This window comes from Actinomadura decatromicini (assembly GCF_008121305.1).
Taxonomy (GTDB): Bacteria; Actinomycetota; Actinomycetes; order Streptosporangiales; family Streptosporangiaceae; genus Spirillospora; species Spirillospora syzygii.
This window is the reverse complement of sequence record NZ_VSRQ01000001.1, coordinates 994,116-1,005,919: the sequence shown is the minus strand read 5'-3', so window position 1 is coordinate 1,005,919 and position 11,804 is coordinate 994,116. Positions and strand designations below refer to the sequence as shown.

Sequence of the window (11,804 nt, the reverse complement as noted above, 5' to 3'; positions counted from 1 at the left end):
TCCCTGCCTTTCTGGGGGGCGACCCCCAGGCCCCCGAGAGGAGGACGTCGTGATCCTCGCTTCGCTCCGGTCACACGTCCTCCTCGTCCCACGTGTCGACGGGGAGGCCGGACTCGTCCACCATCACGGGGGCGCCGCCGAAGTCGTCGCGGAAGGCGTTGAAGGCGTCCGGGCCCGGCGCGCGGTCGAGGAGGTCCTCCAGCCGCGCCAGCTCGCCCGGGTCGGTCTCGGCGAGCGCCAGCTCCTGGAGGAGGAACCGGTGGTCGTAGGAGTGCGCGACGAGGACGAGGTCGGCGCGCACCGCGGGATCGGGGTGGGCCGCCCATTCCCGCAGCTCCAGCGTCCGGCGCAGGTCGCCGTGCCGGAGCGCGGCGAGGCAGCGCAGCGCGAACCCGGCGGTGTCGGCGTCCGGGTCGTCGAGGTGGTGGTACAGGTCGTCCTCGACGTCGAACTCCCAGCCCGCGAGGACGCCGACCGCGTCGAGCGGCAGGTCCTCGGGGAAGCGGTCGCCGTGCACCTCGTTGACCCGCCGCACCACGGCGCGGTGGCTCTCCGGCGACGGCCGGTACCGCACCGCCGCGCAGACGACCTCCCGCGTGTGGATCTCGACGGACAGGTGCGACCTGGAGTGCAGCGTCCGCCACGTCATGGACGGGACGCGCCCGAGCCGCTGCATCCGGTGCCCGTCCCGGACGGGCAGGAAGTCCGTCAGGTGGCCCGCGTCCCAGGGCAGCTCCTCGGGGTAGGGGTCCTCCTCGCGGGCCCCGCCCCACGGCTGCGGGTCGGCGAACTTCACGGTCTTCATGTAACGGTCCAGGGCCGCGCCGTCCAGGGGGACGAGCTCATCGGTCGGGACGGCCGCCCACGACGGGTCCTCCACCGGCACGTACGGCACCGTGACCTGGTGCAGCGCGCCGAGGAACCCGCGGACGAACCTGGTCAGCTCCGCGCGCGGCGCGGGCCGCGCCGGGAACGGCGCGCCGAGCACCGCCCGGACGCCCGCCGCCGTCGGCCGCAGCGGGATCCACAGCCAGGCGGGGTAGAAGCCGCCGAGCGCGCACCACAGCAGGCCGGGCTCGTCCGGGTCGAAGTACCAGGCGGCGGCGAGCCGCTGCCCCGTCCACCGGCGGACCGTCCCGGGGCCGGTGCCGACCAGCAGCTTGCCCTTGCGCAGCAGTTCGTCGTCCAGGTCGCGGTGCTCGCGGGACATCGTCCCGGACTCCTCGACGTGCTGCCAGGCCGGCTCCCAGTCGGCCGGGTCGAGCCAGTCCACGCCGAGCCTTTCGGCGGTCAGCCCGGCCCACCAGTCCGGAACGCTGCATTCGGTCACCCGGCAAACTTAGTGGGCGTCCGTGCGGCGGCGGCACCCCTGTGTCCGGCAGGGGTCAGAAGCGCAGCTCAAGGGTGCAGCATTTCGGTCCACCCCCGGCCTTGCGGAGTTCCGACATATTCACGGGAACGGGCTCATATCCGTGGATGCGAAGGCTCGCGATGAGCCCGGTCGCCTCGGCGTCGATGACGATGTGGCGTCCGTCGCACACGGCGTTGAGGCCGAGGACGGCCGCGTCCCGCTCGTCCGCGACGACCGCGTCCGGGAACAGCCGCTCCAGCACCGTCCGGCTGCCGGGGGAGAACGCGCCGGGGTAGTAGGCCACGTTGCCGTCGCCGAGGGGGAACAGCGCCGTGTCCAGGTGGTAGAAGCGCGGGTCGACGAGCCGGAGCGTCACCACGGGACGGCCGAGGAACTCCTGCGCCTCCTGGTGGGCGGCGAGGTCGGTGCGGAACCCCGTTCCGGCGAGGATCACGTGGTCGAGGGTGAGGAAGTCGCCCTCGCCCTCGTTGGTGTGCTCGGGCTCCAGCACCTCGCCGAACCCGTTGCTCCGGAACCACGCGCTGTAGGCCGGGCCCTCCGCGTGCCGTTCGGGGTGCGCGAACCGGGCGCCGTAGACGCGCCCGCCGACGACCAGCGCGCCGTTTGCCGCGAACACCATGTCGGGCAGGCCCGCGACCGGGTCGATGAGGCTGACCTCGTGCCCGAGGGAGACGTAGGTCGCCCGCAGCGCCTCCCACTGCTCGACCGCCTTCGCCGTGTCGGTGCCGGCCGCCGGGTCCATCCACGGGTTGATGGCGTAGGCGACGGTGAAATGGTCGGGACGGCACATCAGGAAGTGCCGCCGCGTCGCCGTCCGCTGGGGGATTGGATCGGTCGCCGGCAGAACGCTCATGCGCATCTCCAGAGGCGTTCGTTGGGAAGGTCGGACAGCGAAAGCCTAGAAACGAACGACGTGCGATCCAATCCGCGAACCTTGCTCTGATCTGGTCTTTCGTTGCGTCTTTCAACGCTTTCCGCGCTATTCGTTGCGCGTCGCGGGGTCCTCTTCGAGGGCGGTGAGCTGGAGGCGCAGCGCGAGCCGCCGCCGGGGCGAGGAGAGGTCGAGTTCCGTCACCTCGGACATGCGCCGGAGCCTGTGCCGCAACGTGTTCGGGTGGACGCCGAGCGCGTCCGCCGTGCCTTTCGTGTCGCCGAAATGGTCGAGCCAGGCGGCGAGCGTGGAAAGGAAGGCCGTCCCGTTCGCGGCGTCGTGCGCGCGGAGGTCCGGGACGGGCCCGCCGGGCACCGGGCCGCCGGCGGCCCTGCGCGCGCGTTCGACGACGACGGCGTCCCAGGCGTCCTCCAGCAGGACCGTCCCGGCGGGCAGCCGGCCGGACGCGACGAGGCCCGCGAGCTCCGCCGCCTCGGACCGCGCGCGGGGGAGGTCGGCGGGGGAGGGGGCCGGGCCGCCCGCCGCCGCGTAGAGGGTCCGGTCGTGCGCCCGCACTTGCACCAGCACGTTCCGCAGCCACGCCATCGACCCCGCGTCCCGGCGCGGGCCCGGCGGGTCGGTGAGGACGGCGAACAGCGTGTCGTCGACGTCGGTCAGCAGCGGGCGGTGCCAGCCGAAGCGGCGGGCGATCGCGTCCCACAGGTCGAGCCGCTGCCGGAGGTCGCCGTCCGTGCCGCCGCCGAGGGCCGCGACGCGCCACGGCGGCGGGACCGGGACGCCGTCCGCGCCGTTCCGCAGCGCGCCGCGCAACTGGTCGGCGAGCACCCGCCGCGCCACCCCGGCCTCGGCGCGCAGCCGCAGCAGGTGCAGCGCGAGGACGGACGCTAGGTCGGCCAGCCGCCGCACCCGGTCCGGCGGGACGGGCGTCCGCGCCACCACCCAGATCGAGCCGAGCCACTCGCCCCCGGCGCGCACCGGGATCACGAGCCGCGGCAGCATCCCGTCCGGCCCGGCCGGGACGTGCACCGGATCGCTCGACCGGGCCAGGCTGCGGAACACCCCGCAGGCCCGCAGATGCGCGATGACCTGCGCCGGGACGCGCCGTCCTACGATCGTGGAGACGCGCGCCGGGTCGGCCCTGTCCTGCCGTCCCGAGTAGGCGAGGACGCGGGAGCGGGCGTCCTCCAGCGTCACCGGGGCGTCCGCGATCTCCGCCGCCGTGTCGGCGAGCGCGAACAGGTCGTCGTGGACGCCGCCGTCCGCCGCGCCGGGCTGCGGCGCGTAGGCTCGGTCGATGGCGCCGCGCGCGAGCCAGACGACGTGCGTCCACGACGTGTCCGGCTGAAGCTCGACGAGCGCGGGACGCAGCCGCCCGGCCGCGTCCACGACGGCGGGGTCGTCGGCGAGCGGCGCCTTCAGCACGACCCCGGCGGCGCCCGCGGCGGCGGCGCGTTCGAGCAGCGCCACCGCGTCGCGCGGTCCGGCGACGCCCGCGCCGAGGACGAGTTCGCCCGGCTGCCCGGCCGCCTCGCCGGGCTCGGCCAGGACGACGTCGTGCACCTGCGGGTCGCCGTTCACCCCGGTGCCCGCCGTGACCAGGCGGAGCAGGCCGGGGCCGAGGGCGTCGACGAGGTCGGTCAGGCTGAGCATTGTGCCTTTCACACTATGCGCCGCACCGATATTGGCCGAAATGGACAGAGGCTCCGGCGGCGTCCCGCGTCACCATCGAGGTGTCACCGTCGACTTTGGAGGGGAAGGGCCATGGCTACGAACGCCGGTCCGCGTCGTGTCGCCGTCGTGGGCGCGGGCATGGTCGGGCTGTCCACCGCGTGGTTCCTGCAGGAGCACGGCGCCGACGTCACCGTGTACGACAAGCGGGACGTCGCGGCGGGCGCGTCCTGGGGCAACGCGGGCTGGCTGACGCCCGGCCTCGCGACCCCGCTGCCCGAGCCCGCCGTCCTCTCCTACGGGCTGCGCGCGGTGCTCAGCCCGACGTCGCCGGTCTACGTCCCGCCGACCGCGAGCCTGCGGCTGCTCCGCTTCCTCGCCGGGTTCGCGCGCAACAGCACGGCGGCCCGGTGGCGGCGCTCGATGGAGTCGCTGGTGCCGATCAACGGCCGCGCGCTGCCGAGCTTCGACGCGCTGGTCGCGGGCGGCGTCAAGGCCGAGACCCGCGACGCCGGGTCCTTCGTCGCCGCCTACCGGACGGCCGACGAGCGCCGCTTCCTGCTGGACGAGGTCGAGCACATCCGCGCGGCGGGCCAGGCCCTGGAGTACGAGGTCATCGACGGGGACGAGGCCCGCCGGGTGGCGCCCGCGCTGTCCGACGAGATCGGCGCGGCGGTGCTGCTGCGCGGCCAGCGGTTCGTCGAGCCGGGACGGTTCGTGCACGCGCTCGCCGACTCCGTCCTCGACCGCGGCGGCAAGATCCAGGCGGGCGCGGCCGTCACCGAGATCCGCGACGTCCCGGGCGGCGTCGCCGTGCGCACCGCCGGGAGCGAGGCCGAGCGCTACGACACCGCGGTGATCGCGAGCGGCGTGTGGCTCGGCGGGCTGGCCCGCCGGTTCGGCGTCCGCGCGCTCGTCCAGGCGGGCCGCGGCTACAGCTTCAGCGTGCCGATGGACCGCGTCCCGGACGGCCCCGTCTACTTCCCCGCCCAGCGCGTCGCCTGCACGCCGATGGACGGCCGGCTCCGCGTCGCCGGGATGATGGAGTTCCGCGACCCGGAGGCCCCGCTCGACCCGCGCCGGATCGACGCGATCGTCGCCGCCGCGCGCCCGCTGCTGCGCGGCGCCGACCTCGACGACCGGCGGGACGAGTGGGTCGGGTCCCGCCCGTGCACCCGCGACGGGCTGCCGCTGATCGGCGCGACCCGCTCGCCGAACGTGTACGCGGCGGGCGGGCACGGCATGTGGGGCATCACCCTCGGCCCCGCCACCGGAAGCCTCCTCGCCGAGATGATCGCCACCGGGCGCCGTCCGGCGGAGCTGGCCCCGTTCAACCCGCTCCGCTAGCCGGTCCGCAGCCGGTCCGCAGCCGGTCCGCGCCGCGCTCGCGGCCCGTCTGCCTGGGGGTTCTGGGCGGTTCTGACACATTCGTCCGTACAGCCCCCCTGGCGCGCTACCGTCACTGGGTGATCTAGCCACCCCGTGCGGGAGGAACGCCGATGGACGAGGCGCGGACGGCATCGACGCCTGCCTCGACGCCTGCCCAGACGCTCGCCCCGGCGCCGTTCTCCGGGGCGCCGGTCTCGCAGGCGCCGCTGACCAGGGCGCAGCGCGTCCTGGCCGGTGCGGGCGGGCTGTTCTTCGCCGGGCTCGCGGGCCTCGGCGGGTACGGGTCGTTCGCGTCCGTCCAGGACGTGGCCGAGCCGTGGTTCGGAGACCAGGCGTGGATCGTCCCGGCCGGGGTGGACCTCGGCATCCTCGCCCTGGTGTCGGTCGCGCTCCTGCTGGAGTGGCTGGCCATGCCCATGCCCGCGCTGCGCTGGATGGCGTTCGCGTTCACCGCCGCGACCGTCTGGCTCAACGTGTCCGCCGCGCACGGCGACGCCACCGGCATGGTCATGCACGCCGCCATGCCGGTGCTGTTCGTGACGTTCATCGAGGCCGTCCGGCACGCCATCCGCCGCCGCGCGGGGATCGCGGCGGGGCTCGTCCGGGAGGGCGTCCCGGTCGCGCGGTGGCTGCTCGCGCCGTTCTCCACGTTCCGGCTGTGGCGGCGCATGGTGCTGTGGCAGATCACGTCCTACCCCCGCGCGCTGGACGCCGAGCAGCGCCGCCGCCACGCCCTCGCCCTGCTGGGCGACCACTACGGCCGCAAGTGGAAGTCCAAGGCCCCGGCGGACGTGGTGTGGATGCTGCGCGACGGCGTCATGCTTGACCAGGCGCTCGTCCGCGTCACCGACCTCACGGCCCCGGAACCGCCGAAGCCCCCGGAGCCGCAGCCGGTGCCGGTTCCCGCTCCCGCGCTCGCGCCGGACAAGCCCGCGCGCCGGAAGGCCCCGGCGAAGAAGGCCCCGCGAGACCAGACCCCGCCGGATCAGACCCGGCGCAGCCAGATGCCGCGCAGCGTCGCCACCGACACCGAGGCCCGCGCGCTCGGCATCATCGCCGCCGAACCCGGCATCACCGGCGCCGAGCTCGGACGGCGTCTGGACATCAGCGCCCGCCAGGGCCAGCGCCTGCTGAGCCGCCTCGCCCGTCCCGCCCCGGCCGCCGCCGAGCCCGCCCCGGCTCCGGCGAACGAGCCCGCCGGGGAGACGGCCGCCACACCGGCGTCCTGAACGGTCACCTTTCCCTCCTCCGCTCCGTCATCGCGGTGTACCGGAAGGAGAGGAACCATGGCCAAGTACGACTGGACCGCCATGTACGTCATGCACAACGCGCTCCGCAGGGAGCTGGAGCACCTCGCCAAGGTCGCCGCCCGCCCCGAGGACGAGGCGCGCCGCGTCCTCGCGGAGGCGCCCGGCTGGGAGCTGTTCAAGAAGGCGCTGCACGTCCACCACAGCGCCGAGGACGAGGTGCTGTGGCCCGCCATGCGCGAGGCCCTCGCCGGACGCCCGGACGACCTCGCCCTCATGGACGCGATGGAGGCCGAGCACGCCGTCATCGACCCCGTCGTCGAGGCGATCGACGCGGGCACGGAGCCGCTCGCGCCGCTCGTGGAGGCGCTCGCCGGCGGCGTCACCGCGCACCTCCGGCACGAGGAGGAGGCGGCGCTGCCGCTGATCGACGAGGTGCTCGCGCCCGAGCACGTGGCGCGCTTCGGGCAGGTCCACGGCACGAAGATCGGGCCCGACGGGCCGCGCATCTTCCCGTGGCTGCTGGACGGCGTCGACGAGGGGACCGAGGCGGCGATGCTGGGCGTCCTCCCCGAGCCCGCCCGCGCCGCGTTCGAGACCGCGTGGCGTCCCGCCTACGCGGCCCTCGACCGGTGGGGCGCGGCCGGCTGAGCCCGGGTGGCCCGGCCGGCGCCCGCGGGGCGCCGGCCTTCGGCCGTCAGAGGTTGATCATGTGGCCGGCGAGGCCGTGCACGGCCTCCTTCATCGCCTCGCCCAGCGTCGGGTGCGCGTGCACGTTGCGCGCGACCTCGTGGACGGTGAGGTCCCACTGCTGGGCGAGCGTCAGCTCGGGCAGCAGCTCGGTGACCTCCGGGCCGATCATGTGCGCGCCGAGGATCTCGCCGTACTTGGCGTCGCTGATCACCTTGACGAAGCCGTCGCCCTCGCCCATGCCGAGCGCCTTGCCGTTGGCGCTGTAGGGGAACTTGGCGGTCTTGACGTCGTAGCCCTGGTCGCGGGCCTGCGCCTCCGTCCAGCCGAAGGAGGCGACCTGCGGCTGGCAGTACGTGGCGCGGGGGATCATCACGTAGTCGAGCTCCATCGTCTCGGCGTCCGCGATGGTCTCCGCCGCGACGATGCCCATCGCCTCGGCGGCGTGCGCGAGCATCAGCTTGGCCGTCACGTCGCCGATCGCGAAGATGTGCGGGACGGACGTGCGGCACCGGCCGTCCACGTCGATCGCGCCGCGCTCGGTCAGCGCCACGCCGGTCTTCTCCAGCCCGTAGCCCTCGACGTTCGGCTGGAACCCGATGGCCTGGAGGACCTTGTCGGCCTCCAGCACCTTCTGCGCGCCGTCCTTGCCGGTGACCGTGACCTTGACCTTGTCGCCGGAGTCGTCGATGGCGTCCACGCGGGTGGAGGTCAGGACGTCCACGCCGAGCTTGCGGTAGCGCTTCGCCAGCTCCTTGGAGATCTCGGCGTCCTCGTTCGGGACCATCCGGTCGAGGAACTCGACGATCGTCACCTTCACGCCGTAGTTGTGCAGGACGTAGGCGAACTCGACGCCGATCGCGCCCGCGCCCGCGATCACGATGCTCTCCGGCAGCTCGGAGCTGAGGATCTGCTCCTCGTAGGTCACGACCCGCTCGGACAGGGACGTCCCCGGCAGCAGCTTGGTGTGCGCGCCCGCCGCGATGATGCAGTGCGAGAACGTGACGGTCTCGGTGGACCCGTCCGACTTCGCCACCTGGAGGGTGTTCGGGTCGGTGAACGTCCCCCGCCCGTCATAAGACGTGATCTTGTTCTTCTTCATCAGGAACTGGACGCCCTTGACGAGCTTCTCCGACACCCGCCGGCTCCGCTCGTACGCCACGCCGTAGTCGAAGGACACCCGGCCCTCGACGTTGATCCCGAACGTCTTCTGCTCGGCGGTGAAGATGTGCGCCAGCTCGGCGTTGCGCAGCAGCGCCTTGGAGGGGATGCAGCCGACGTTGAGACAGACGCCGCCCCAGTACTTCTCTTCGATGATCGCCGTCTTCAGCCCGAGCTGCGCCGCCCGGATCGCGGCGACATATCCGCCCGGGCCCGAGCCCAGGACCACGACGTCAAAGTTTTCGCTCATATACATGGACGATATTCGGCGCGGAGCGGTGCTCGCATCCCGGACGGAGCGCCGCGGCCGAGGCGGTCGTCACGTCCTGTTAGTGTTTCGAGCGGCCTCCCGCCGGTCAGGGATCGCGGGGGGCGCCGGCGGCGCCCGGACGGCGCGCGCCCGCACCGTACCCGGTCGCTGAGCTGCGGAGCCCGGCGGCGCACCGGCTCGCTCCGGCGCGACGGCGCCGCGATCGAAAATCGATATCGGGACCATCGTCGCCGGAACATCGCGCGGCGGCCCGGTCGTTGTCCCCGTTCCAGCCGAGTGGAGGAGAAGAGGAGTGAGGATCCCCAAGCGCGTCAACGCCGTCCTCGACTGGATGGAGCATCGCTATCCCGCGCTTGGGGCGGTCGTCGCGCTGATCGCGGTGGCGCTCGCGGCGACGGTCGCGCCGCGCGCGGTCGGGTTCCCGGTCGCCGGCTTCATCCTGGGCGTCGCGGCGGGCGGGTTCGCGGTGCACGTCCGGATGAGCCGCCGGGTCGCCCGCGCCCGCGCCGACGTCGACAACCTGCTCCGCGAGAACGGCGCGCTGCGGCACCGCAACACCGTCCTCGCCAGTGGGGTGATCACCCGGGAGGCGCAGGAGACGCAGGCGCTGATGTCCATCCCCGAGGACGACCTCCTGCCCGTCGAGCCGGGGCCCCGCGAGGGCGACACCCAGAGCACCGCCACCTTGGACGAGCTGCTCGACGGCGGCGACGGCGATCCGCAGCGGACCGACGAGCTTCCCGACCCCGTGCCCGAGCCGGAGGCGGAGTCTGAGCCCGCCACTGAGGAGAAGGCCGCCGTGAAGGACGTCGAGGACGATCCGCAGCGCACCACCGTCCTCCCGACGCTTCCGGACGAGTTCCTGAAGGACGACGCCTCCGGATCGGCGCGTCCCTCCCGTCCCGCGCGTACCCGGGGCCCGGCGAAGCGCACGCGCAAGTCCTGACGGCGGCCTTCCCACCGGCCCCGAGGGCACCGGGGAATGGCGTTAGCTTTGCCGATCTTCGGGCAGAGAACGCCCGTGGAGACGCCGTTTGACGCCGGTCCGGGGCCCGGCCGGGAGCAGCGCACCGTGCCAGGTGGAGCGCGCCCGGCGAAGGAGGAGGACAACCTGCCCGCCGTCCATCGGGCGGTGATCGCGTCCGCGATCGGCAACTGTGTGGAGTGGTTCGACTTCGGGGTGTTCAGCGCCGGCGTGATGACGGCGATCATCGGCACGGTGTTCTTCCCGGCGGAGGCGTCCGGCAGCGCGTCGCTGCGCTCGTTCGCGCTGATCGCGGCGGCGTTCCTGGCCCGCCCGTTCGGCGGCATGTTCTTCGGCCCGATGGGCGACAAGCTCGGCCGCAAGCGGGTGCTCGCGACCACCATCATCCTGATGTCGACCTCCACGTTCGTGATCGGCATCCTGCCCGGCTACGGCACCATCGGCATCGCCGCGCCGCTGCTGCTGCTCGCGGTCCGGCTGATCCAGGGGTTCTCGACGGGCGGCGAGTACGGCGGCGCCGCGACGATGATCGCCGAGTACGCGCCGACGCACCGCCGCGGGTTCTTCGGCAGCTTCCTCGAACTCGGGACGCTCACCGGCTACATCCTCGGGGCCGGGTTGGTGCTGCTGATGGACCTCGCGCTCAGCCACGACGCGATGTACGGCTGGGGATGGCGGATCCCGTTCCTGCTCGCGCTGCCGCTCGGGCTCGTCGGCCTCTACGTCCGGACGCGCATCGAGGACACCCCGACCTTCCAGCACATGGAGGAGGCGGGCAAGAAGTCCCAGTCCCCGTTGAAGGAGACGCTGCAGGGCTACTGGCGCGTCATCCTGATGCTCATCGGGATCGTGTTCCTGCTGAACGTCGCCGACTACACGCTGCTGACGTTCATGCCGTCCTACCTGGTCGACTTCCTCGACATGGACGACACGACCGCGCAGCTCATCACGATCGGCGTGGAGGCGGTGATGATCACGGTGATCGTCCCGCTGGGCGCGCTGTCGGACCGGATCGGGCGCCGCCCGCTGCTGATCACGGCCGCGATCGGCTACGTCGTCCTGGCGTGGCCCGCGTTCGCGCTGATGCAGACCAACAACCCGGTCGGGGTCACGGCCGGGTACGCGATCGTCGGCGGGCTGCTGGTGCTGATCCTCGCGGTGATCGCCGCGACGTTCCCGGCGATGTTCCCGACGAAGGTCAGGTACGGGGCGTTCGCCATCGGCTACAACATCTCGACGTCCCTGTTCGGCGGGACGGCCGCCGTCCTCGTCGGCTCGCTGATCGACGTGACGGGCTCCAACTACATCCCCGCCTACTACCTGATGCTCGCCGGGCTGGTGGCGCTGGTGCCGATCTTCAAGCTGCGGGAGACCGCCGGGGTGCCGATCGAGCAGGCCGGGGAGAAGGACGCCCCGAAGCCTGCCGGCTCCGGGGCGAGGTAGTCCGTTTCCTCGTGGTGGTTCGCGGGGTCAGCCCGCCGACGGCTCGGCGGGCACGGGCACGGGTTCGGCCGTGGCGAAGAGCCGGCGGGCCCAGCCCGCCAGCGAGGCCGAGATCACCAGCGCGGTGCCGGTCTCTATCGTGAGGGCCGTCCAGACTGCGGTCACCGTGAGCCTCCCCTCTGGATGCGGCCGGGCCCGTCCGCGGGCCCGGTGCTCACCCTTGGCAACTTCAGGACCACGTCAGGATTCCTTACCAAAGCCACCCGAAACGGTGATTTCGCTCACCCTCCGGGTCGCTGACCTGCGATGAAAGCCTTGCCGGAGGTGCCGGGCGGCAAGTCATTCACCAGCGTCGAGGTGGCGTTCCAGGGCGTCGAGCCGAGAATTCCACGCGCGCCGGTACGGGGCGAGCCAGGCGTCCAGTTCGGCCAGCGGTTCGAGGCGCAGCTCGTAGACGCGGCGCTGCGCGTCCCGGCGGGCCCTGACGAGCCCCGCGTCGCGGAGAACGCGCAGGTGCTTGGACGTTCCCGGCTGCGTCAGCCCGAGGGTCTCGACCAGTTCGCCCACCGGCCGGGGGCGCTCCAGCAGAAGGTCCAGAATGCGGCGGCGGGTGGGTTCGGCGAGCACGGCGAACGCTGACGACATGGGCCGATGATAACCGTCCGCTCATATGCGCCGGTTCGCAT

11 protein-coding genes are annotated in these 11,804 nt (G+C 73.1%); 5 read left to right on the top strand and 6 right to left on the bottom strand.

What is annotated here, in order from left to right; genetic code table 11:
* Window positions 1-70: 70 nt before the first annotated feature.
* The 3 genes from FXF68_RS03900 to FXF68_RS03890 all read right to left on the bottom strand — a co-directional run bounded on the left by FXF68_RS03900 (window position 71) and on the right by FXF68_RS03890 (window position 3,914).
* Entirely contained in the window at window positions 71-1,330 is a 1,260-nt protein-coding gene (locus FXF68_RS03900; RefSeq protein ID WP_148757501.1) for a hypothetical protein, read from the bottom strand.
* Between the two features lie 55 nt (window positions 1,331-1,385).
* The gene (ddaH, locus tag FXF68_RS03895; protein ID WP_148757500.1) at window positions 1,386-2,225 is read right to left on the bottom strand and encodes a dimethylargininase; all 840 of its coding nucleotides are present in this window, start codon (window positions 2,223-2,225) and stop codon (window positions 1,386-1,388) included.
* 126 nt (window positions 2,226-2,351) lie between these two features.
* Window positions 2,352-3,914, bottom strand: coding sequence for a PucR family transcriptional regulator (locus tag FXF68_RS03890; protein WP_148757499.1), 1,563 nt, complete (start codon window positions 3,912-3,914; stop codon window positions 2,352-2,354).
* 111 nt (window positions 3,915-4,025) lie between these two features.
* On the opposite strand from FXF68_RS03890, the gene FXF68_RS03885 reads away from it, so the two are divergent.
* From FXF68_RS03885 to FXF68_RS03875, 3 genes are all read left to right on the top strand, one after another.
* Window positions 4,026-5,279, top strand: a complete 1,254-nt coding sequence (locus FXF68_RS03885; RefSeq protein ID WP_148757498.1) for an NAD(P)/FAD-dependent oxidoreductase — start codon at window positions 4,026-4,028, stop codon at window positions 5,277-5,279.
* A 152-nt stretch (window positions 5,280-5,431) separates the two neighbouring features.
* Window positions 5,432-6,550: a DUF2637 domain-containing protein gene (locus FXF68_RS03880; protein ID WP_148757497.1), complete on the top strand. Its 1,119-nt coding sequence runs from the start codon at window positions 5,432-5,434 to the stop codon at window positions 6,548-6,550.
* A gap of 57 nt (window positions 6,551-6,607) precedes the next feature.
* Window positions 6,608-7,219 carry a hemerythrin domain-containing protein gene (locus FXF68_RS03875; RefSeq protein WP_148757496.1) on the top strand — a complete coding sequence of 204 codons (612 nt, stop codon included), beginning with the start codon at window positions 6,608-6,610 and terminating at the stop codon, window positions 7,217-7,219.
* A gap of 46 nt (window positions 7,220-7,265) precedes the next feature.
* Here the strand turns inward: FXF68_RS03875 and lpdA are convergent, their stop codons facing one another.
* Window positions 7,266-8,669: a dihydrolipoyl dehydrogenase gene (gene lpdA / locus FXF68_RS03870; protein ID WP_148757495.1), complete on the bottom strand. Its 1,404-nt coding sequence runs from the start codon at window positions 8,667-8,669 to the stop codon at window positions 7,266-7,268.
* Between the two features lie 313 nt (window positions 8,670-8,982).
* Here lpdA and FXF68_RS03865 point away from each other — a divergent pair, with 313 nt between their 5' ends.
* Complete coding sequence (locus FXF68_RS03865; protein WP_148757494.1) at window positions 8,983-9,636, top strand: hypothetical protein; 654 nt, start codon at window positions 8,983-8,985, stop codon at window positions 9,634-9,636.
* A gap of 75 nt (window positions 9,637-9,711) precedes the next feature.
* Window positions 9,712-11,118: an MFS transporter gene (locus FXF68_RS03860; protein WP_246178269.1), complete on the top strand. Its 1,407-nt coding sequence runs from the start codon at window positions 9,712-9,714 to the stop codon at window positions 11,116-11,118.
* Between the two features lie 27 nt (window positions 11,119-11,145).
* Here FXF68_RS03860 and FXF68_RS42060 read toward each other — a convergent pair whose 3' ends face one another.
* Both FXF68_RS42060 and FXF68_RS03855 read right to left on the bottom strand, forming a co-directional pair.
* A complete protein-coding gene (locus FXF68_RS42060; RefSeq protein ID WP_187437701.1) occupies window positions 11,146-11,283 on the bottom strand; it encodes a hypothetical protein in 138 nt (45 codons plus the stop codon).
* 174 nt (window positions 11,284-11,457) lie between these two features.
* Window positions 11,458-11,763 (bottom strand): ArsR/SmtB family transcription factor, encoded by a 306-nt coding sequence (locus FXF68_RS03855; protein ID WP_148757492.1) that lies wholly within the window; start codon window positions 11,761-11,763, stop codon window positions 11,458-11,460.
* Window positions 11,764-11,804 lie beyond the last annotated feature (41 nt).

What these genes read in the sequence shown, in the direction of transcription:
- ddaH (WP_148757500.1), bottom strand. Translation starts at nt 2,225, where the DNA reads ATGAGCGTTCTGCCGGCGACCGATCCAATCCCCCAGCGGACGGCGACG.
- FXF68_RS03890 (WP_148757499.1), bottom strand. Translation starts at nt 3,914, where the DNA reads ATGCTCAGCCTGACCGACCTCGTCGACGCCCTCGGCCCCGGCCTGCTC.
- FXF68_RS03885 (WP_148757498.1), top strand. Translation starts at nt 4,026, where the DNA reads ATGGCTACGAACGCCGGTCCGCGTCGTGTCGCCGTCGTGGGCGCGGGC.
- FXF68_RS03880 (WP_148757497.1), top strand. Translation starts at nt 5,432, where the DNA reads ATGGACGAGGCGCGGACGGCATCGACGCCTGCCTCGACGCCTGCCCAG.
- FXF68_RS03875 (WP_148757496.1), top strand. Translation starts at nt 6,608, where the DNA reads ATGGCCAAGTACGACTGGACCGCCATGTACGTCATGCACAACGCGCTC.
- lpdA (WP_148757495.1), bottom strand. Translation starts at nt 8,669, where the DNA reads ATGAGCGAAAACTTTGACGTCGTGGTCCTGGGCTCGGGCCCGGGCGGA.
- FXF68_RS03855 (WP_148757492.1), bottom strand. Translation starts at nt 11,763, where the DNA reads ATGTCGTCAGCGTTCGCCGTGCTCGCCGAACCCACCCGCCGCCGCATT.